Source organism: Solirubrobacter phytolaccae, from assembly GCF_027587195.1.
Lineage (GTDB): Bacteria > Actinomycetota > Thermoleophilia > Solirubrobacterales > Solirubrobacteraceae > Solirubrobacter > Solirubrobacter phytolaccae.
This window is the reverse complement of sequence record NZ_JAPDDP010000014.1, coordinates 53,666-73,535: the sequence shown is the minus strand read 5'-3', so window position 1 is coordinate 73,535 and position 19,870 is coordinate 53,666. Positions and strand designations below refer to the sequence as shown.

17 protein-coding genes are annotated in these 19,870 nt (G+C 72.3%); 5 read left to right on the top strand and 12 right to left on the bottom strand.

Annotated elements, in window-relative coordinates:
- Positions 1–11: 11 nt before the first annotated feature.
- A complete protein-coding gene (locus tag OJ997_RS09960) occupies positions 12–797 on the bottom strand; it encodes a hypothetical protein (protein WP_270024935.1) in 786 nt (261 codons plus the stop codon).
- A 75-nt stretch (positions 798–872) separates the two neighbouring features.
- Between OJ997_RS09960 and OJ997_RS09955 the strand changes: the two genes are divergently transcribed.
- Together OJ997_RS09955 and OJ997_RS09950 are read left to right on the top strand one after the other, a co-directional pair.
- Entirely contained in the window at positions 873–1,436 is a 564-nt protein-coding gene (locus OJ997_RS09955; protein ID WP_270024934.1) for a hypothetical protein, read from the top strand.
- A gap of 18 nt (positions 1,437–1,454) precedes the next feature.
- A complete protein-coding gene (locus tag OJ997_RS09950) occupies positions 1,455–1,820 on the top strand; it encodes a response regulator transcription factor (RefSeq protein WP_270024933.1) in 366 nt (121 codons plus the stop codon).
- Here OJ997_RS09950 and OJ997_RS09945 read toward each other — a convergent pair.
- The 7 genes from OJ997_RS09945 to OJ997_RS09915 are packed head-to-tail and all read right to left on the bottom strand — an operon-like array spanning position 1,810 to position 7,976.
- Complete coding sequence (locus OJ997_RS09945; RefSeq protein ID WP_270024932.1) at positions 1,810–4,002, bottom strand: PAS domain-containing sensor histidine kinase; 2,193 nt, start codon at positions 4,000–4,002, stop codon at positions 1,810–1,812. The two genes, OJ997_RS09950 and OJ997_RS09945, sit on opposite strands and share 11 nt — an antisense overlap.
- Positions 3,999–4,385, bottom strand: a complete 387-nt coding sequence (locus tag OJ997_RS09940; protein ID WP_270024931.1) for a response regulator — start codon at positions 4,383–4,385, stop codon at positions 3,999–4,001. Before OJ997_RS09940 ends, OJ997_RS09945 begins: the two co-directional genes overlap by 4 nt.
- 46 nt (positions 4,386–4,431) lie before the next feature.
- A complete protein-coding gene (locus OJ997_RS09935; protein ID WP_270024930.1) occupies positions 4,432–4,794 on the bottom strand; it encodes a YidH family protein in 363 nt (120 codons plus the stop codon).
- 13 nt (positions 4,795–4,807) lie between these two features.
- The gene (locus OJ997_RS09930) at positions 4,808–5,629 is read right to left on the bottom strand and encodes a hypothetical protein (RefSeq protein WP_270024929.1); all 822 of its coding nucleotides are present in this window, start codon (positions 5,627–5,629) and stop codon (positions 4,808–4,810) included.
- A gap of 4 nt (positions 5,630–5,633) precedes the next feature.
- Positions 5,634–5,945 carry a Dabb family protein gene (locus tag OJ997_RS09925; RefSeq protein ID WP_270024928.1) on the bottom strand — a complete coding sequence of 104 codons (312 nt, stop codon included), beginning with the start codon at positions 5,943–5,945 and terminating at the stop codon, positions 5,634–5,636.
- Between the two features lie 10 nt (positions 5,946–5,955).
- Complete coding sequence (locus OJ997_RS09920; protein WP_270024927.1) at positions 5,956–6,375, bottom strand: hypothetical protein; 420 nt, start codon at positions 6,373–6,375, stop codon at positions 5,956–5,958.
- Positions 6,375–7,976: a GMC family oxidoreductase gene (locus tag OJ997_RS09915; RefSeq protein WP_270024926.1), complete on the bottom strand. Its 1,602-nt coding sequence runs from the start codon at positions 7,974–7,976 to the stop codon at positions 6,375–6,377. Before OJ997_RS09915 ends, OJ997_RS09920 begins: the two co-directional genes overlap by 1 nt.
- A 32-nt stretch (positions 7,977–8,008) precedes the next feature.
- Between OJ997_RS09915 and OJ997_RS09910 the strand changes: the two genes are divergently transcribed.
- The gene (locus tag OJ997_RS09910; RefSeq protein WP_270024925.1) at positions 8,009–8,971 is read left to right on the top strand and encodes a LacI family DNA-binding transcriptional regulator; all 963 of its coding nucleotides are present in this window, start codon (positions 8,009–8,011) and stop codon (positions 8,969–8,971) included.
- Here the strand turns inward: OJ997_RS09910 and OJ997_RS09905 are convergent.
- From OJ997_RS09905 to OJ997_RS09895, 3 genes are read right to left on the bottom strand one after another with little or no spacing between them, the layout of a single operon-like run.
- Complete coding sequence (locus OJ997_RS09905; protein ID WP_270024924.1) at positions 8,968–9,759, bottom strand: sugar phosphate isomerase/epimerase family protein; 792 nt, start codon at positions 9,757–9,759, stop codon at positions 8,968–8,970. The two genes, OJ997_RS09910 and OJ997_RS09905, sit on opposite strands and share 4 nt — an antisense overlap.
- A complete protein-coding gene (locus tag OJ997_RS09900; protein ID WP_372517886.1) occupies positions 9,756–10,889 on the bottom strand; it encodes a dihydrodipicolinate synthase family protein in 1,134 nt (377 codons plus the stop codon). Before OJ997_RS09900 ends, OJ997_RS09905 begins: the two co-directional genes overlap by 4 nt.
- The gene (locus OJ997_RS09895) at positions 10,886–11,983 is read right to left on the bottom strand and encodes a Gfo/Idh/MocA family protein (protein ID WP_270024922.1); all 1,098 of its coding nucleotides are present in this window, start codon (positions 11,981–11,983) and stop codon (positions 10,886–10,888) included. The genes OJ997_RS09900 and OJ997_RS09895 overlap by 4 nt, the downstream gene beginning before the upstream one ends.
- Positions 11,984–12,240: 257 nt before the next feature.
- On the opposite strand from OJ997_RS09895, the gene OJ997_RS09890 reads away from it, so the two are divergent.
- Positions 12,241–12,816 (top strand): type IV toxin-antitoxin system AbiEi family antitoxin domain-containing protein, encoded by a 576-nt coding sequence (locus OJ997_RS09890; protein ID WP_270024921.1) that lies wholly within the window; start codon positions 12,241–12,243, stop codon positions 12,814–12,816.
- On the top strand, positions 12,813–13,697 hold the full coding sequence (locus tag OJ997_RS09885) for a nucleotidyl transferase AbiEii/AbiGii toxin family protein (protein WP_270024920.1): 885 nt from the start codon (positions 12,813–12,815) through the stop codon (positions 13,695–13,697). The genes OJ997_RS09890 and OJ997_RS09885 overlap by 4 nt, the downstream gene beginning before the upstream one ends.
- 94 nt (positions 13,698–13,791) lie before the next feature.
- Here the strand turns inward: OJ997_RS09885 and OJ997_RS09880 are convergent, their stop codons facing one another.
- Positions 13,792–19,842 (bottom strand): OmpL47-type beta-barrel domain-containing protein, encoded by a 6,051-nt coding sequence (locus tag OJ997_RS09880; RefSeq protein WP_270024919.1) that lies wholly within the window; start codon positions 19,840–19,842, stop codon positions 13,792–13,794.
- Positions 19,843–19,870 lie beyond the last annotated feature (28 nt).

Here is a 19,870-nt window from a genome sequence, read left to right as displayed (position 1 = left end):
CTTCCCGATGCTCAGGATGCCGGTGCGGTAGGGGGAAGCACGAGGTCCGTGTCAGCAAAGCCACCCGCTGCCACCACCAGATGGGCCGCGGAGGTCAGGGAACCGTCCGCGTGGACCCGCCAGCCATGCTCGTCGGGGGTGATCGTGAACGCCGTGAGCTGCTCGTCGGCCGCCAGTCGCCGAGCGCACGCCGCCCACCCCGGGCCGGGGACGAGCGTGAACGGCTCTTCCTCCGCGTCGACGGTCACCGTCGCCTCCCGTCCCGCCCCCTCGAGCTCCGCGCGCAACGTCGCCGCGATCGCCTCAGGGGCACGTGGCTTGACCGGCGCGAGCACGCCCATGACCTCGCGCGCGGCGGTCAGGCGCCGCTGCGCCTCGGCCGCGGTCGCCGTCACCTGGGCGGTGATCTCCGCCTCTTCCGCCGCGCCGAACGCGCCGAGCAGCGCACCGTCGGCCACCGCCTGCAGCGTGGTCACGTCCGTCCGCAGGCGGTGCGTGAGCCGCTCCAGCAGCTCGGCGTCGAGCGCGGTGAGCTGCTCCAGCCGCTGCGCCAGCACGCGCGCCGTGCGTCGCTCGACCTCGCGCTGGAGCCGTGCGCGCTCGCGCTCCGGGTTCTCCGGCGCGCGGTCCGCGAGCAGCCAGCCGATCGCGCCGGCGCAGCGCGCCTCGACGCACCATGGCGCGGTGAGCGGCAGCGGCTCGACATGGCGCGTCAGCACTCGCGCGCCGCCACCGATCCGGACCGCGCAGCGCCCGTGGATGTCATAGCGCAGCTCGAACGCGTCCCAATCGGGCATTCGTCAAAGCAAAGCACCCCCGTGCGGGGGAGTCGCCCGTCGCGCGCCCTTTCCGAGCGAGGATGCTTGGGGGCGATGATCTGGCAGCTCGTCACGGTCGGCAACCTGCTGACCGCGCTCACCTACTCCGTGATCGCCGTGATGCTCGCGGTGCGCCTGCGACGCACGGGGCAGCTCTCGCTGCGCGCGAACCCGCTCGGCGTCGCGATGATGCTCGTGTTCGGGACGGTCGCGGTGCGCTCCGCGTGGACCGGGGCGCAGATGCTGCTGCCGCTGATCGGCGTCGAGCACCAGGCCGCGCTGGCCCTGCGCGACGCGTACACGGTGGCCTCGGTCCCGCTCCCGTTCATCGCCGCCGCGGCCGGGCTGATGTTCCTGTGGCTGCGCCGCCGGGCGGACGAGGAGACGGGTCCCGCGTCCCTGTATCCCGACCACGCGCTCCAGCGCCATCGCGCGCTCGAGATCAACGACAACATCGTCCAGGGTCTGCTCGCGGCCCGGGAGCTCGACGCGCTCGGCCAAGAGGCCGAGGCGCGCGAAGTGCTCGCCGACACGCTCGCGCACGCGCAGCGGATGATGGGCGAGCTCCTCGACGGCGACGTCCGGCCCGGCGCACTGCGCCGCACGGCCGCCGCCTAGGCCATAATCGGACGCGCCGTGGCCCGGGTCATACTCGCCGACGATCACGACCTGATGCGCAGGCTGCTGCGCGCGGTCCTGTCCGCGCGGCCGGGCCTCGAGGTGGTCGGAGAAGCCGCCGACGGCAACGAGGCGATCGTGCTCGCCGACACGCTGGCGCCCGACCTCGTCGTGCTCGACCTCGCGATGCCCGGGATGGACGGGCTCCAGGTCGCCGGCGCCGTGCGCGCCGCCCACCCCGAGTGCGCAATCCTCGTGCTCTCGGCGTTCGAGGCCGAGCACGTCGCGGAGGCCGCGCTCGCCGCGGGCGCCGATCGCTACGTCGAGAAGGCCGCCGGGCTCCACGCCGCCGCGGAGGCCGCGGCCGCGCTCGTCAGCGTGTGAGCGGCAGCCAGACCGTGAACTCGGAGCCCTGATCGGGACCGGCCGAGGCGGCCGTGATCGTCCCGCCGTGGCGCTCCACCATCCGCTGCGCGCCGGCCAGCCCGAGCCCGGTGCCGGGCACGCTCGGCTCAGCGCGCTCGAACAGGTCGAACACGCGCGCTCGATCGGCCTCACCCAGACCGATGCCGTTGTCGGCCACGCGCAGCTCCAGCGCGTCGTCGCCGATCACGCCGGACACGTCGATCTTCGGCGTGACGCCGGGACGGCAGAACTTGATGCCGTTCGCGATCAGGTTCTGGAGCACGAGCGCGAGCTCGGCGCGCGGGACGACGGCGTCCGGCAGCGGCCGGCGCACCTCGATCTCGGCGCCGGCGTGGTGCGCGGCGGCGCGCAGCGCGTCGAGCGCGTCCTGCACCGCCACGTCGACGGCGACCAGCTCGCTCGGCGCCTCCCCGAGCGCGACGCGCGCGATCTGCAGCAGGCCGCGGATCTGGCCGCTGAGCCGGCTCGCGGCGGTGTCGATGTGGGCGAGCAGCTCGCGCTCGTCCTCGTCGAGGCGCTCGGCGGCGGCGTCGATGACCGCGCCCGCGCTGAGCTTGATCGACTGCAGCGGCTCCTGCAGGTCGTGGCTCGCGGCGTACGCGAAGCGCTCGAGGTCGGCGTTGGAGCGCTCGAGCTGCGCGGCCCGCGCCTCCAACTCGGCCTCGGCCGCGACCAGCTCGGTGATGTCGCGGACCATCGACAGCGTGCCCGACCAGGCGCCGTCGAGCATCCGCACGGGCGCGGCCGACACGCGCACCGGGAAGACGGACCCGTCGGCGCGCAGGCGCGTGCAGCGCTTGGTCAGCGTGCGGCCGTTGCTCACCTCCGCGAAGTCGGCCCAGAAGCGCTCGCGCTCGCACGTGGGGACGACCAGCTCCGCGAGGTCACGCCCGATCGCCTCCTCGGCGGACAGCCCGAACATCGTCTCGGCGCCGGGGTTCCACGTCGCGATCCGGCCGTCGCGGTCCTGGGCGACGATCGCGTCGGGAGCCGACTGCACCAGCGCGGCCAGGCGCGCGCGGTCGGACTCGGCCTGGCGGATCTCCGTCACGTCCGCGGCGACGATGCCGACGCCGTCGACCGCGCCCGCGGCGTCGAGCAGCGGGAACTTCGTGGTCACGAAGTGGCGCATCCCGACCGGGACCTCGACGTCCTCCTGGACGGTGAGCGTCTCGCCGCTCTCCATCACCTCACGGTCACCGGCCGTGAAGCGCGCCGCGACCTCGGGGTCGAAGACCTCCGCGTCGGTGCGGCCCACGATCGACTGCTCGTCCAGCCCGAGCGACTGGGCGCCCACGCGGTTGAAGAGCCGGTAGCGGCCGGAGCGATCCTTGACGGCGATCACCATCGGGGCGTGCTCGACGACGAGGTCCAGCAGCCGCTGCGTGCTGCGGCGCTCGGAGATGTCCAGCACCGTGATCACGTAGCCGCGGATCGTGTCCGTCGAGTCGAGCATCGCGCCGGCGCTGATCATGATCTCCAGGTGTGACCCGTCCTTGCGGCGCCCGACGCTGAGCCGCCGCACCGACTCCCCGGCGCGGACCTGGGCGCTGATCGCGGGGAGGAACTGGAGCCGATGCTCGGCCACCAGCATCCGGATCGACCGGCCCACGACCTCGTCCGCGGTGTAGCCGTAGATCCGCTCCGCGGACGGGCTGAAGAACTCGACCATCCCCTGCTGGTCGATCCCGATGATGCCCTCGGAGGCCGACTCGACGACGGCCCGCAGCGCGGCCGACTCGGCCTCGGCGGCCACCCGGGCGGTGACGTCGCGGACGATCGCCGCCAGCGCCATGATCGTGCCGTCGCCGTCGCGGACCAGGAACGCGTTGAGCTCACCCTCGAACGCGGTGCCGTCGGCGCGGCGCAGCCGCAGGTGCAGGTCGGTCGGCATCGTGTCGCCCTGATAGAGCCGGCGCGAGAACTCCCGTGCGCGGTCCTGGTCGGCGGCGTCGACGAACGTGCGGATCGTGCTCTGGCCGAGGACGTCGTCAGCGCGTACGCCGAACAGCTGCTCGGCGGCGACGTTCATGTAGGTGATCGCGGCGTGCTCGTCCGTCGTGATGACAGCGTCGGACACGCTGGCCACGACGGCGGCGAGCAACTCGGTCTCGGTGGCGGCAGTCCGGCGGTCGGTCACGAACCCGGCCCACGATACGGACCTCCGTCGGTGAGCCGTTCCAGTGCCGCCAGCACCGCCGGGACGTCGGACTTGAGCGTGACCGCGTCCACGAGCCCTCGCACCGCCTCCACGTCCGCCGTCTCGTCGGCCGCCGAGTGCAGGATCAGCGGGGTGTCCGGCGCGGCGGCGCGGAAGGCCCGGACGAGCTCGACGCCGCTCAGGTCCGGAAGGTGCAGATCCAGCAGCACCGCGTCGAACGGGCGCGACTCGAGCGCCCGCAACCCGTCCGTCGCCGTGCCGGCGCTCGCGGCCACGGCGAACCGTCCGAGGCGTCGGAAGTACAACCTGAGCGCCAGCGCCACCGCGGGGTGGTCGTCGACGACCAGCACGGCAAGGGACATCCTGCGCATCATCTCCGCCCGGCGAGCGGCGTTGCGCCCGGAATGCCTAGATCTGGGCGATCACCAGCACGACGGTGAGCGCCGCGAGCACGATGCCGCCACCGCTGAACACCGCCACCGTCCGGAACGTCAGCGGCGTGTGCTTGCCGGTCCGCAGCGCGGTCTCCAGGTCCTTCTGGCGCATCGCGCCGATCACGAGCAGGCCGATCGAGAGGGCCGCGTAGGCGCAGCCCAGCAGCACGTACGGCCACGGCGCGACGTCGAGCACCTCCGGGGCGAGCCGGCCCACGCCGAGCGCGCCGACGCTCGCCGCGAGCGCGGACCGCCACCACGCGAGCCAGGTGCGCTCGGCGGCCATCGACGTCCGGCGCGCCTGGTCGAGATCCTGGGCTGGAAGCTCCTCGGCCATCCGTTGAAGCTTGTCAGAGCGCGCACCGGGCGACCGTCGCGCACACGAGATAGTCAGTGCCCGACGTGAACGGCCAGCGCCAGAACGCGCGGTCGACGACCTGCGCGCGCGCCGCCGTGAGCGCGATCCGGCCGTCCGCGCCGCGTGCCGTGCGTCCGCGCGCGACGAGCGCCAGCGCCTCGTCCGGGTCGGTCAGGGCGAGGACCTCGTCGAGCGTGAAGGGCTGCGGGTGGCCGTCCCACCAGCCGAGCACGTCCTCGACCAGGATGAGCACGCCGCCGGGTGCGGCCGCCGCGAGGTCGGCGACGACGGCGTTCGTGAGCGACTGGCCGTACGTGCGCAGCGCGGCGTTGACCGCGCGGGTCGGCAGGTCCGAGTCCGACAGCGCGGGATAGAGGAGCTGGCTGAGGAACTGGTCGGCGATCACGACGTCGTACGGCGGCTGGCCGACACGGCCCCCGGACGGCGTCGCGCCGCGTGGACGGCCGCTGAGGATCTGGCGCAGGACCGCGTCGGCCGCGCCGTGCGTCACGTCCTGGGTGAAGGTGTTCGCGCGCACGCCGCTGAGCCGCAGCCGTCGGCGGGTGCGGGAGAGCGCGTGCTCGTCGAGGTCGATCAGGTCCAGCCGCCCGGCGCGGTGGGCGAGCCGGCGCAACGGCAGGTCCTGGCCGTTGCCGGCGCCCACCACGGCGACGGTGGCGCCGGGCGGGACGTGCCGATCGAGCAACGCCCACGCGGCGGCGCGCGTGCTGCGCCAGCGCCACAGCCGGCCGAAGCCGCCGGCCGCGTTGCGACGCGCGTTCGCCTTCAGCGCGCGCCGCGCCGGCCCGTCCATCGAGTTACAGCGCTTCGGAGTCGAGCTCCAAAAAGTCGGCGACCTCGGGGACCCAGCGGCCCTCGACGAACGACGTGTGGTCCGGGTGCGCGCTGTAGGCGTCGTACGCCGCGCGGTCGACGAACTCCATCGTCAGCGCGAACCGGTACGGGTTCTTCGGGCTGACCTCGCGCATGAGCTCGAAGGCCTCGACGCCGGGGATCGACGCGAGCTCGGCGTTCGCGCGCAGGAAGTCCGCCTCTTCAGGCGAGCCTTCCGCGTGCTTGAGGGTGAACACGACGCCGTGGCGGACACGACCGGGAGTCAGGGTTGGCATGGGGCGGCAGTCAATCAGTCGGCGTGGGTCGGTAGACGGGTCCCCGGGCGACCACGGAGTCGAGCAGGCCGTCGGCGAGGTAGTCGGGTGCCGCGGTCGCGTCGATCGGGCGGCGTTCGAGGCCCGGATAGCCGATCGCCTCGCGGATCGCGGGGTTCATGAAGTAGCCCGCCGGGACGACCGCGGTGAGCACGCCCCAGGCGGCGGGATCGTCGCGCAGGACCGCGAGCGCGGCCTCCGGCTCGAGGCCGTCGACGGCGGCCAGCGCCGTCTCCAGCGGGGCCTTCAGGTCCGGGAGCGACGTGAGCACCTCGTCCAGGTACCGGCCGGCGACACCGGCCTCCGACGCGCTCGGCATGCCGCCGCCGGCCGGGATGAGCTGGTCGGCGAGCGCGCCGAGTTGCGCGCGCTGTGCGTCGGTCAGTGCCATCAGGCCGCCACCTTCTGCTCGCGCCGGGACTCGATCAGCTGCTCCGCGAACCGCAGCGCGAGCGCCGCGATCGTCGCGGTCGGGTTCATGCCCGCGGACGTCGGCCACACGCTGCCGTCGAACACGAACAGGTTGGGCACGTCGTGGCAGCGGCCCTGCGCGTCGACGACCGACGTCGCCGGGTCGGTGCCCATCACCGTCGTCCCGAGCAGGTGCCAGCCCGTCGAGCGGATGAAGGGCGCGACGACCACGTCGCGCGCGCCGGCCGCGAGCAGCGACTCCTTCGCGCGCGCCTGGTGGAACTCGACCAGCCGCCGCGAGTTCTCGCTCAGCCGGTACTCGATCTTCGCGCCCGGCACGCCGTCGGCGTCGCGGTTCACGCGGTCGAGCACGACGCGGTTGGACTCCTCCGGCAGGTCCTCGGCGATGATCCCCCACATCGTCGAGTGCCCGAGCCGCCCGCGCACCGCGTCCTGGAAGCCCGGCCCCCAGATCTCGTTCTCGGCGCCCCACGGGTACGCGCTCGTCATCGAGAACGGCCCGCCCGTCGGCTGCAGCCCCCACTTCGCGCCGCGCACGAACCCTCGCGACTCGTCGGTCTCGTAGAACTCGAGCGAGTGGATGAACTGGCCCCACGGGCCCTGCCAGGCGCGGAAGTCCTCGTCGAAGACGCCGACGACCGTGCCGAACGGGTGCATCATCAGCCGCTTGCCGACCATGCCGGAGGAGTTGGCGAGCCCGTCGGGTGAATCGCCGGAGAGCAGCAGCAGGCGCGGCGTGCCGACGCCGTTGGCCGCGAGCACGGTGACGCCCGCGCGGGCCTCGTGCTCGTTCCCGTCCGCGTCGACGTAGCGGGCACCCGCGACGAGCCCGTCGGGCCGGACGATCAGCTCGCTCACACGGGCGCGGGTGCGCAGCTCGACGCCGAGCTCGAGCGCCCGCGGCCAGTGCGTGAGGTCCGCCGTGCCCTTGGCGCCGTACGCGCAGGCCTGCAGGCACGTGCCGACCTGCTGGCAGGCGTGCAGCCGGCCGTACTCGCGCGTCGCGATCGCGTTCGGCGCCGGCCACCAGTGCCAGCCGAGGTCGTTGTGGGCCTTGGCGACGCGCCGGCCCGCCGGACCGAGCGGGACGGGGGGCAGCGGCGGCCCTTCACCGGGCGGGAACGCGGTGTCGTTCGCCAGGCCGGAGATGCCGAAGTCGCGCTCCACGCGCACGTAGTAGGGCTCGAGGTCCTCGTAGGTCAGCGGCCAGTCGTCGGCGATCCCGTCGAGCGTCTTCACGCGGAAGTCCGACGGCATGTTCCGCTGCCACTGCGCCGCGTAGACGACGGTGCCGCCGCCGACGCCGTTCCACATCAGCGCCGTGATGTCGGAGTCGGCGTCGTCGATCGGGTAGTCGCCCGGCGCCTGGCGCAGGTTCGGGTCCCAGCCCCAGTCGCGCCCGGCGGTGAGCGGGAAGTCCTCCCGGTGGACGGTCGCCTTCGAGTAGTCGGGCCAGTCGCCCTGCTCGAGCACGAGCACGCGCAGGCCCTCCTCGGCCAACCGCTTCGCCGTGATCGCCCCCGAGGGTCCGGCCCCCACGATCAGGACGTCATGTTCCATGAGTCTCTCTCCTCACTAACGTTCCGCGCCAAGTGGCGTCCCTCAGCGACATCAGCCGTCACGCGGGCGTCTCCATCGCCACGTGCTCGCGCGTCCTCAACGGCTCCGCGCATCCGGTCTCGGAAGCGACGCGCACGCGCGTGCTCCAGGCCGCCGAGGAGCTGGGGTACGCGCCGTCCGCGCTCGCCCGCGCGCTCGTCACCCGCAGCTCGCGGATCATCGGCGTGATCGTCGGCGACATCGTCGACCCGTACTTCGCCGAGATCGCGCGCGGCGTCGAGGCGGCCGCGGCCGGCCTCGGCTACCTGACGATGGTCTGCAGCGCCGAGCTCGGCAGCGAGGCGGAGCTCGGCCACCTGCACCAGCTGCGCGACTACCACGCCGCGGGGATCGTCTTCGCGGGCAGCGGGCGTGCCGGCGACCCGAGCGCGCCGGACGTCGCCGTCGCCGTGCGCGAGGCGCGCGAGCGCGGCACGGTGGTCGTCGCGCTCGCCCAGCGCGACTTCGACGCGCCCGCGATCGTGTTCGACAACGAGGCCGCCGCGCACGACATCACGGCCTACGTGAAGGGTCTCGGCCACGAGCGGGTCACGTTCGTCGAAGGGCCGGCCGGGCTGCACACGAGCGCGCAGCGCCTGGCGGGCTTCACCCGCGCCGGCGGCATCGACTCGATCCCCGGCGGCTTCGCCTACGAGGACGGGATCGAGGCCGCGTCGCGACTGCTCGAACGTGACGCGCTGCCGCAGGCGCTGATCGCCGCCAACGACGAGGCCGCGATCGGCCTGCTCACGCGGCTGCGCGACGCGGGCGTCGACGTGCCCGGCGACGTCGCCGTGGCGGGCATCGACGACACACGCCCGGCGCACTTCGTCGGCCTGACGACTGTGAGCGTCCCGCTGCACGAGATGGGTCGCCGCGCCGCGCAGGCGGTGCTCGATCAGCAGGCCGAGGACGTCCTGCTCCCGCACGCGCTCGCGATCCGCACCACCACTTAGAAGACGCATCGCTCGAAGCGCTCCACCGTCGTCCGCATCAGCGCCTCGCGGGGAAGGTCCCAGATCGCCGGGTTGAGGATCTCGACCTCGATCGGGCCGTCGTAGCCGGCGGCGTCGATCAGCGCGCTGAAGGCGGGCAGGTCGATGATCCCGTCGCCCATCATCCCGCGCTCGAGCAGCGTGTGGCTCGTCTCGGTCAGCCAGTCGTTGACGTGGTAGCCGACGATCTTCCCGGCCGCGCGCGCGACCTGCTCGGGCAGCGCCGGGTCCCAGAACGTGTGGTAGACGTCGATCACGACGCCGACGCCGGGGTCACCGATCCGCTCGGCGATGTCCAGTGCGCTCGCGAGCGTGTTGATCGCCGAGCGCTCGCCGATCATCATCGGGTGCAGGGGCTCGATCCCGAGCCGCACGCCGTGCTCGTTGGCGTGCGGGAGCAGCCGCTCGATCCCGGCCTCGATCACCGCGCGCGCGGCCACGAGGTCCTTGGTGGCCGGCGGCCCGCACACGAGCACGAGCGCGTCCGTGCCCAGCGCCGCCGCCTCCTCGACCGCCCGGCGGTTGTCCTCGTCGGCGCCTTCCGCCGCGAAGAAGCCGCCGCGGCAGAGGCTGGAGACCTTCAGCCCGGCCGCGTCGATCCGCCGCCGCGCCTCCTCCACGCCGAGCTCGGCGAGCTTGTGCCGCCACGGCCCGATCCACCCGATGCCGTGCTCGGCGCAGGCGTCGATCACCTCGGCCAGCGACCAGCGGTCGGCGGTCATCGAGTTGAACGACAGCCGCCCCGTCATGACACGCCCGCGAGCTCCAGCACCAGCTCCATGCGTGCGGTCGCGAGGTCCGGCTCACGCAGCAGGCCGGCCTCGTCGGCGAGCACGAACAGCTCGGACAGGTGCACGACGGAGCGCCCGCTCTCGAGCCCGCCCACCATCCGGAAGTGGTCCTGGTGGCCGTTGAGGTAGGCGAGGAAGACGACGCCGGTCTTGTAGTAGGGCGTGGGCGTTTTGAAGATGTGGCGCGAGAGCGGGACGGTCGGCGCGAGCAACGCGTCGTAGCGCGCCTCGTCGCCGTCGTCGAGCGCGTGCATCGCCGCGGCGGCCACCGGGGCGATCGCGTCGAAGATGCCGAGCAGGGCGTCGCTGCCGCTCTTGATCAGCGACGGGTAGTTGAAGTCGTCGCCGGTGTACATGCGCACGCCGTCCGGCAGGCGCTCGCGCAGCGCGATCTCCTTGTCCGCGTCCAGCAGCGAGACCTTGATCCCGTCGACCTTGTCGGTGTGCGCCGCGATGATGTCGAGCACGACGTCCGCGGCCTCGCCCAGATCGCGCGAGCCCCAGTAGCCGGCCAGCAGCGGGTCGAACATGTCCCCGAGCCAGTGCAGGATCACCGGCGACGAGGCCTGCGCGAGCAGGTGCCCGTAGACGGAGCGATAGTCGTCGGGGCCTTCGGCCGCCGCCGCGAGCGCGCGCGAGGCCATCAGGATCACCGGCGCGCCCTCGCCCTCGATGAACGCGAGCTGCTCCTCGTAGGCCGCGCGCACCTGCGCCAGCGTCGCCGGGCCGCTCAGCTGGTCCGTGCCCGCGCCGCACGCGAGCTTGCCGCCGACGGCCACGGCCTCGGCGACCGACCGCCGGATCAGCTCCTGCGTCGCCGCCCAGTCCAGCCCCATGCCGCGCTGTGCCGTGTCCATCGCCTCGGCGACGCGCAGCCCGTGCGCCCACAGGTGCCGCCGGAAGGCCAGCGTGGCCTCCCAGTCCAGCCGCGCCGGGCCGGTCGGGTCGCCGTCGGCCAGGGGGTCGGCGACCACGTGCGCGGCGGCGAAGCACACGCGCGAGCGCGGCTCCGTTCCGTACACCGGCAGCGGCTCGCGCAGCGTCGGCGTGTACTCCGCCAGCGAGCCGTCCGCGCGCGGCAACTTCACAACGTCAGCTCCGGCACGTCGATCCACCGCCGCTCGCGCCACGACTGCTCCGCCAGCTCGTAGAGCTGCACGCCGCGCGCGCCCTCCACGAAGTCCCACGGGAACGGCTCGTCGAGCACGACGTGGCGCAGGAACGCCTCCCATTGGAGCTTGAAGCCGTTCTCGGGCGGCTCGGTGGCGGGCACCTCCAGCCACGCCTCGCGGTGGGCGACGGGGTCGGGCAGGTCGGGGTTCCAGACCGACTTGGGCGTCGCAATCGCGGGCTGGACCTTGCACCCGCGCAGGCCCGCCACGGCGCTGCCCTCGGTGCCGTCGACCTGCAGCTCGAACAGCTCGTCGCGGTTCACGCGCACGCACCAGGACGAGTTCATCTGCACGACGAGCCCACCATCGAACTCGAAGATCGCGTACGCCGCGTCCTCGGCCGTCGCCTCGTAGGGCTGCCCGTCCTCGCCGATGCGCGTCGGGATGTGCGTCGCGCCGGTCGCCAGCACGGAGCGCACGGGCCCGAACACGTTGTCGAGCACGTAGCGCCAGTGGGCGAACATGTCGCTGATGATCCCGCCGCCGTCCTCGCGGCGGTAGTTCCACGACGGGCGCTGCGGCACCGGGTCCGGGCCGGGATAGACCCAGTAGCCGAACTCCCCGCGCGCGGCGATGATCCGGCCGAAGTACCCCGACTCGACGAGCCGGCGGAGCTTCAGCAGCCCGGGCAGGAAGAGCTTGTCCTGGACGACGCCGGCCTTCACGCCCGCGGCGCGCGCGGCCCGTCCGAGCGCGAGCGCGGTCTCGACGTCCGGCGTGACCGGCTTCTCGCAGTAGATGTGCTTGCCCGCCGCGATCGCCTGCTCGACCGCCGGCGGCCGCGCGGACGTCAGCTGCGCGTCGAAGTAGACCTCGTATGCGGGATCGGCCAGCGCCGCGCCGAGGTCCGTCGACCAGCGCTCGAGCCCGTGTTGCGCCGCCAGCGCGGCGAGCTTGCCCTCGCTGCGGCCGACGAGCAGCGGCTCGGGCCAGATGACGTCCCCGCCGCCGATCGGCAGGCCGCCCTGCTCGCGGATGGCGAGGATCGAGCGGATGAGATGTTGGTTCATCCCCATCCGGCCGGTGACCCCGTTCATGATGATTCCGACGACGCGCTGTCCCACTGGTCTCCTCACGGAAAGCGTTTGCCACGACGGAGCGTAACGGGTTTGGAGGACAGCGCGCAAGCATGCCGCCGCCGTCCAGTCAGTATCAAACTGCGACTTCTAGGTCGCAATGACCTAGAAGTCGCGCAAGATTGCGAATCGCGCGGTATTGTGGGCGCTGCGAGTTCTAGGTCGAAATGACCTTAAAATCGCGCTCGTCGATGCCAGGACAGCTCTACACCCTTTTGCGTGAGCTCGCTGCCGAGCAGTTCGGTTACATCACGACGCGCGACGCGGAGGATCTGGGTGTACACCCAGACCGTCTGCCGAAGATGAAGGAGCGCGGAACCCTGATGCACGTCAGCCGCGGCGTCTTCCGGTTCCGGGACATTCCGGCCAGCCCGCTCGACCAGTACACGGAAGCGACGTTGTGGCCACTTGAGGTTCGAGGTGTGCTCAGCCACGCCACCGCGCTGGATCTCCACGCGCTCTGCGACATCAATCCCAGCCACATCGATATCACCGTTCCGCGAAAGTTCCGCACGACCCGTACGCCACCAGACGTGTTGCGCGTGCATCGCGAGGAGCTACCAGCACAGGACATGACCTGGCATCAAGGCCTTCCGATCGTGACAGTCCGCCGTGCCATCCTCGGAGGCATCGAACAGCACGTCGGATGGAACCTGCTTGAGCAGGCGATTGACACCGCCCGCCGTACCGGCAGACTCACTATCGGGCAGGCTGTCGAGCTTCGAGCGCAGCGCAACGCCGATGCCCCGTCGGCGGTCGACGGGTGAGCGCCAAGCCCCGCAAACCGCCGGGAAACCTCTCTCACCTGCAGCGACTGGCCAACGTCGCGGCGGCCGAGGCCAGCCTGCCCGCCGGCCGCTACCAGCGCTGGGTCAATACCCACATCATCAGCGCTGTACTGGACCGGGTACGCGACGAGGACGGCGAACCGCTGTTCACGCTCAAGGGCGGCGCTGCGATGGAGCTACGGCTGGGAGTCAATGCACGCGCGTCCAAGGACTACGACGCAGCGTTCCGCGACCGCGCTGAAGGCATGCTAGACGCGCTTGATCGCGCGCTCGCCGAGGACTGGGGCGGCTTTCAGCTTCAGCGAACAGAACCCGAGCCCATTCGCGACACCCACGCGATGCGCATGGACATCAAACTCTCCTATAAGGGCAAGCCATGGGGCACCGTGCAGCTCGAAGTAGCGCCCGCCGAAGGGCAGGCCGGCCAAGAGATCGACCGCGTCGCCGCGCGCCCACTTGACCCTGTGCAGATCGAGGGCCCCGAGCGAATCGCGTGTGTGTCTGTGCGCTACCAGATCGCCCAGAAGATCCACGCCTGCACAGAGATCTACACCGACGGCCGTGAGAACGACCGCTTCCGCGACCTGATCGATCTTCAGCTCCTCAGAGAGCTCATCGAGGATGGCGGTTGGTTTGCGGTCCGTGAAGCGTGCATCGAGATCTTCGAGCTGCGAGACAAGCACATCTGGCCGCCTCAGGTCACCGTGCACCTCTCCTGGCCAACCGGGTTCGCCGCCATGGCCGCCGACATCGCCTTCTACACGGACGACGTCAGCATCGCCGCTGACGACCTGCGCCAGTTCATCTCCGAGATCGAGACCGCCAGGCGAAGCCCTACGCATTCGCCAGGCTCGCCGTAGCCGCCGCATCCCGTCTGGCAACAGCACCTGTGACAAGCAAAGCGGCCGCCCTGACCAGGGGCGGCCGCTCGGGACCCGGCGTGCCTCGGGTCGGCTATCCGCGCGTGAACGTCACGGTGCGCGACGACCGTTGGGTCGCCTCACCCCGTGCCCGCAGCGAGACGCCCAGCGTGACCTTCACGGCGCCCTTCGCCTTGCCCAGCGCCCGCTTGACCGCGGCCGAGGGCTTCAGCGTCACGGCCTTGGCGCCGGCCGCGCACCGCACGGGCGCGCTCACGAGCGTGGTCTTCTTCAGGCCCAGGGCCTTGGCGACCTTGCTCGAGACGGTCAGCTGCGCGGAGCCGGTCATCGCCTCCGTGCACGTGACCCGGACCGTGAGCCCGCGCTTGGCGAAGCCGCTGACCGACGTCTTCACCGGCTCGCTGACGCCGAACCACGGCGCCTGCGCGGGCGCGACGTCCGCGTACTTGGGCGCCGACGGCGAGCTCGGCAGGGCGGCCGAGACCGTGATCTGGACCGACTTGGTGGTCTTGCCGCCGCGCTCGTCGGTCACCGTCAGCGTCGCCGTGTGGACGCCGGGCGTCGTGTACGTGTGGACCGCGGTCTCGCCGGCCGCGAAGCCGCCGTCGCCGAACGCCCAGACCGTCAGGGCGTTCTTGACGTCCCCGTCCGCGTCCTCGATCCGCGAGCTGAACGTGACCGGCAGCGGTGCCGTGCCGCGGACCGGGTCGGCCGCGAGCGTGACCGCCGGCGGGACGTTGGCCGCGCCGCCGACCGTGACCTTGACGGTCCGCGTGGTCGCGGCGCCGAGGCCGTCGAACACGCGCACCTTCGCGTCGTAGGTCCCGGGCCGCGGGTACGCGTGCAGGACGTCCGGGCCGGCGCCCTTCTCGGAGCCGTCGTCGAAGTCCCACTCGTACGTGATCCGGTCGCCGTCCGGGTCGGTAGCGTGCGCGGTGAAGCGCACCTGGAGCGGGTCGCCGCTCGGCCCGGGCACGCTGGCCGCGTCCTCGATCGTCGGCGCGCCGTTGCCGGGCGCGTCGAGGACCGTGATCGTCACCGTCTTGGTCGCCGTGGCGCCGCCCGGGTCGGTGACCGTGACCTTGGCGCCGTAGACGCCCGGCGTGCCGTAGACGTGCGTCGGGTTCTGCTCGAACGACGTGGCCCCGTCACCGAAGTCCCACGCGTACGTGAGCCGGGCGGGATCGCCGTCCGGATCGGCGCCGGCCGCCGTGAACGCCACGCTCAGCCGCGCGGCGCCGCCCGTCACGTTCGAGCTCGCCTCGACGGTCGGCGGGAGCACGCCCGGCCCGGTCACCGTGACCGTGACCTCGCGCTCGGTGGTGTCGCCCTCGTCGTCGGTGGCCGTGACGGTCGCGGTGTAGGTGCCGGGCTTGGTGTACGTGCGCGAGGCGGTCTTCCCGAACACGACGCCGTCGGCGAACGCCCACTTGTAGGTGAGGGTGCCGTCGTCGGGGTCATAGCCCGAGGCCGAGTAGCGCACCGGCAGCGGCGCCGCGCCCGTCGCCGGGTCGGCGAACGCCTCGATCACCGGGAAGCCCGGCGCCGGCGCCTTGATCGCGAAGGCCACGGACTTGGTGGCCTCGACGTTGCCCGCCTTGTCGGTCGAGCGGAACTCGACGTTGTGGTCGCCCTCGGCGGTGACCGCCAGCTGCGACGCGAACGGGCTCGCGCCCGCCGTGTTCGTGGCCTTCGCCCACGTGCCGCCGTCGACCCGGGACTCGGTGAAGTCGACGCCGCTGCCGGCGCCCGTGGCCACCGCCGCGGTGCCGACCATGCCGGTCCACGCGCCGCCGCTGAACGCGGCGTGCAGGCGGCACACGAACGTGTACGTGCCGGTCTGCGTGAGCGCGCGCGAGACGGGCTCGCCGCCCGGGAACACGATCTCCGAGAGCTTGAGCAGGTCCGGGCCCGTCGGGCTCGGGTTGCCGCCCGGCGGGACCAGCCACACGTCGTGCGCGGAGCCCGCCGTGGCGCCGAAGCGCCAGGTGACCGTGTCGCCCGCGCTCAGGTTGACCGCCGACGGCGTCCACACCGTGCCGTTCGCGTTGACGTCGACGTTGCTCGCCGGCGCCGCGTCGAGCGCGGAGAACTTCACCGTGACCGGGCCCGGGTACGTGCGGCCGGGGCCGGGCTGCGCCGGGTCCAGCGTGGCGCTGGTGACCGGGGCGGTCGCGTCGCCGGTCGGGGTGCCGACCGTGAACGACAGCGTCTTCGGCGCCTCCTCGTTGCCGGCGGCATCCTTGGAGCGGTACTCGATGACGTACGTGCCGGTCGCGCTGAACGCCGGCTTGCTCGCCGCGCTGTACACCTGCCACTCCGCCGGCGCCGCGAGCCGCGCGGCGGCCGCGCCGGCGAACGCGCCGCCGTTGTTGACGCGGTACTCGGTGAGCGCCACGCCCGACGTCGCGTCCGCGGCGTCCAGCGTCAGCGTGACCGGGCCGGGGTGCGGACCGGCGCCCGACGGGTTCGTCGTCGCGGTCGTGGCCGGCGCGGTGGCGTCGAGCTTGACCGTGACCGCCTTCGCCGTCTCGGCGTTGCCGGCCTTGTCGACCGAGCGGTACTCGACGACGTGCGTGCCGTCCTGCGTCAGGTTGATCGGCGCCGTGTAGGTCGCGAACGCGCCCGCGCCGACCCGGTACTCGGTCTTGTCGACGCCCGAGACGCACTCGCCGTCGTCGGCGGCGCTCACGGAGACGTCGACCGGGGTGCGGTGCCAGCCCGCGGCGCCGTCGGCTGCGGAGACCGTGTGGGTGCTCACCGGCGCCGACTGGTCCGTCGGCACGTCCGGGGTCAAGCGCACGTAGTCGAAGCTCGCCGAGCTCGACCCGTTGCCACCGTAGAGCGAGAGGTAACGCGGACCGGCGCTCGTCGGCAGCAGCGTGTCGAGGTTGGCGTTGACGCCCATCTCGACCCAGCTCGCGCCACCGCCCCCGCCGTCGGGGTCGGTCAGCGAGTACGCGCCGCGGACGACGCTGCCCTGACGCGTGATGCGCATCCACCACGTCGGCAGGTTGCCCGTGCCGAGGCCCTGGCGGGCGCCGAGCACGCGCGTCCCGGCCGACTCGGTGGTGATCTCGAAGTACGTGCCCACCGTGCCGGTCGGGTTGCCGTCGGCGTTGCGCGTATGCGCGACCTTGATCCAGTTGTCGTTGGTCTGGAAGATCTTCAGGCCGACCTGGGCGTACGTGCTGCCCTGGCCGCCGTTGTCGCCGCCCAGCCCGGGCGCCGTGATCTTGGTGACGACCTCGAAGTCGCCGTCGGGCAGCGGCTGGCCGAGGATCGCGGACGGGCCGGTACGCGTGAGGTCCAGCGAGTAGGCGCCGAGCGGCAGCACGAGGCTCCCGCCGCTCACGCTCGGGGCACGCGTGCCCGTGGGCGTCGTCGGGTGGCGATAGCTCCAGCGCGTCGTGTCCAACGTGCCGGCGAACTCGTCCGAGCGCGCGGGCAGGCAGCTCGCGCCGGCCACGACGGTGAACGTCGACTGCTGGACCTCGGACGTGTTGCCGGCCTGGTCGGTCGCGCGGAAGCGGACCGTGAACGTGCCGCGCTGGGTGAACGCGACCGGGTCGGTGTAGCGCGTCCACTCCGTCCCGTCGAGCGAGTACTCCACGCGCGAGACGCCGGAGCTGTCGGTCGCGGCGAGCGCGAGCGTCGCGCGCCCGAGGTACGCGCCGCTCGGGTTCTGCGCGCCCGTCACCGCGGGCGTGACCACCGGCGCGGTGGTGTCCACCTGATCGCCGATGAAGTCGATCCGCATCAGCCGGCCCGGCGCGCTGGCCGGGAGCTGCGCGCGGCAGCAGTCGTGATCCCACGTGGCCACGTAGAGCGAGCCGTCGGGCCCGAACTTGACCGGGATCGGGTACGAGTGGCTGGGCCCGCCGAACTGGGTCGAGCCGAACAGGCCGTTCACGCGCAGCAGGCTCGAGCCGTCGTCCTTCACGCGCGCCTCGCGCCACCAGTTCTGCGCGCGGTCGAGGATGAACCAGGCGCCGTCGTAGTACGCGGGCCACTTCGTGTCCGACGGGTTCGCCGCGTCGAACTTGTAGATCGGGCCCGTGATCGACTCCTGCGGGCTCGAGCGGGTCGGGATCGCGAACCGCGCCGGGTGGTCGCCCGTGCGCTTGTGCCAGACGTCCGCGCCGACGGCCGGGCCGGGGAGGTCGGTCAACCCGCTGTTGTTCGGCGAGTCGTTCGGGACGGTCGCGCCGGCGCAGTCGTAGCGCGCGCCGGACGGGCCGCTCGGGAACGTGTAGCGGAAGTAGGAGTTCGCCGCGGAGTTGTCACCCGCGCACAGCGGCCAGCCGTAGAAGCCCGGCTTGGTGACGCGGTTCCACTCGATGATGCCGGCGGGGCCGCGCGTCGTCGAGTTGGTCGCCGCGTCCGGACCGTAGTCGCCGACGACGACCGTGCCCGGATGCGCCGGGTCGGCCTGCACGGTGAACGGGTTGCGGAAGCCCATCGCGTAGATCTCGGGCTTCGTCTTCGCGGTGCCGACCGGGAACATGTTGCCGGCCGGGATGTCGTAGCCGCCCTCGGGCTTCGGGCGGATGCGCAGGACCTTGCCGCGCAGGTCGTTCGTGTTCGCCGACGTGTTGCGCGCGTCGTAGCGCTCGGGGTAGCGCTGGTCCATCGGCGCGTAGCCGTTGCCGCCCTGGCCGAACGGATCGGCGTCGTCGCCGGTGCCGATGTAGAGGTTGCCCTGCGAGTCGAAGCTCAGCGTGCCGCCGCCGACGTGCGTGCCGTAGGTGTTCTGCCCGGCGACGCCGTCGCGGTTGTCGTTGCCGACCTTGACCTTCGGCACGCGCAGGATCTCCACCTCGGACCCGGTCACGACCGCCGTGCCGGCGGCGTTCAGCGTGAAGCGGCTGATCAGGTTGTGGCCGACCACGAGGCAGCTGTTGCAGCCCGGGTCGATGCGCGGCGAGTAGTAGATGTACAGCTGCCGGTTGGTGGCGAAGTTCGGGTCCAGCGCCATGCCGAGCACGCCGTCGTTGGAGGACTCGTGGTCGGCGCGCGTCTGCAGCGTGAGCAGCGTGCTCGTCGCCTTCGTCTCCGGGTTGTACAGGCGCAGCCGGCCCTCGGAGTTCAGCGCCTGGTTGCCGATCTCGGTCCAGTAGATCTTGCCGTCGCGCGCGATGTCCATGCCGATCGCGCCGCGCAGGTCGTCCGCGAGGACGGTGCGCGAGAAGTTCGTCCACACCGTGGCGCCGCAGTCGGAGTCCTTGCCCGCCGTGCCCGCGACGTAGCGCACGCCGCCGACCAGGTGCTTGATCAGGTTGTTGTCGCCACCGTTCTCGAGGTAGGCGGCGGAGAAGTGCCCGAGGCTCGAGCTCCAGATGCGCGCGCCCTCGTAGATCCGGCACCAGGCGATCGGGTGGTCGGCGCCCATCCGGGTCACGCCGCTGCCGACGGTGTAGCTCTCCTCGTCGAGCGTCATCAGCACGTGGTGCGTGCCGCGCACGTTGGAGGAGAACGTGTAGTGCTCGTCGCCGAAGCGGTAGCTGTCGGGGAGGTCCTTCGTCGACGGGTGATGGCGGTCGGAGACCTCGACCGTCGCGAGGTTGTTGGCGTCGGTGGCGGAGTGGCCCGGCATCAGCGCACCGATCGCGCTGTCGCCCGGGCCGTCCCACCACGGCCACGTCACCGCGCCGGCGCCCATCGTGACCGAGGCGTGCATCGCCGCGATGCCGCCGCCGGCGCGCGCGAACGCCTCGATCGCGGTCTGCTCGGCGGTGTTGAACAGCTGCGGGCTGGTCGTGTCGCCGCGGTTCAGCGAAGACGCCTGCCAGAAGAAGATCGCGTCGTACTGGGCGAGGTTCGCGCCGGTGAAGATCGCGGGGTTGCCGACCGTCGTGTTCCGGCAGCCTGGAATCGTGCCCGTGCCGGTGCCGTGCCCGTTGCACGTCCGGTAGTCACTGGCGATGCCGGCGGCCTGCAGCTTGGCCTGGATCAGCTCCACCACCGCGGGCTGGATCGCCTCACTCGTCCCCGCGTGCCGGTAGCCCGTCGTCCCCGAGTAGATGAGGACCTTCGCCGACTCTGTTTGCGCCGACGCGGCGGCCGGGGCCAACGCCCCGAGCAGCACCAACGCGACAGCCAGACCAACCCACTTCCGTGCCATCCCTCTCCCCTTGTTGATGCCGGCAATC

Coding starts and splice junctions, on each gene's coding strand:
- OJ997_RS09935 (WP_270024930.1), bottom strand. CDS start 4,794: ATGGCCGAGGAGCTTCCAGCCCAGGATCTCGACCAGGCGCGCCGGACG.
- OJ997_RS09920 (WP_270024927.1), bottom strand. CDS start 6,375: ATGGCACTGACCGACGCACAGCGCGCGCAACTCGGCGCGCTCGCCGAC.
- OJ997_RS09925 (WP_270024928.1), bottom strand. CDS start 5,945: ATGCCAACCCTGACTCCCGGTCGTGTCCGCCACGGCGTCGTGTTCACC.
- OJ997_RS09880 (WP_270024919.1), bottom strand. CDS start 19,842: ATGGCACGGAAGTGGGTTGGTCTGGCTGTCGCGTTGGTGCTGCTCGGG.
- OJ997_RS09890 (WP_270024921.1), top strand. CDS start 12,241: ATGCCAGGACAGCTCTACACCCTTTTGCGTGAGCTCGCTGCCGAGCAG.
- OJ997_RS09955 (WP_270024934.1), top strand. CDS start 873: ATGATCTGGCAGCTCGTCACGGTCGGCAACCTGCTGACCGCGCTCACC.
- OJ997_RS09895 (WP_270024922.1), bottom strand. CDS start 11,983: ATGAACCAACATCTCATCCGCTCGATCCTCGCCATCCGCGAGCAGGGC.
- OJ997_RS09930 (WP_270024929.1), bottom strand. CDS start 5,629: ATGGACGGGCCGGCGCGGCGCGCGCTGAAGGCGAACGCGCGTCGCAAC.
- OJ997_RS09915 (WP_270024926.1), bottom strand. CDS start 7,976: ATGGAACATGACGTCCTGATCGTGGGGGCCGGACCCTCGGGGGCGATC.
- OJ997_RS09940 (WP_270024931.1), bottom strand. CDS start 4,385: ATGTCCCTTGCCGTGCTGGTCGTCGACGACCACCCCGCGGTGGCGCTG.
- OJ997_RS09905 (WP_270024924.1), bottom strand. CDS start 9,759: ATGACGGGGCGGCTGTCGTTCAACTCGATGACCGCCGACCGCTGGTCG.
- OJ997_RS09960 (WP_270024935.1), bottom strand. CDS start 797: ATGCCCGATTGGGACGCGTTCGAGCTGCGCTATGACATCCACGGGCGC.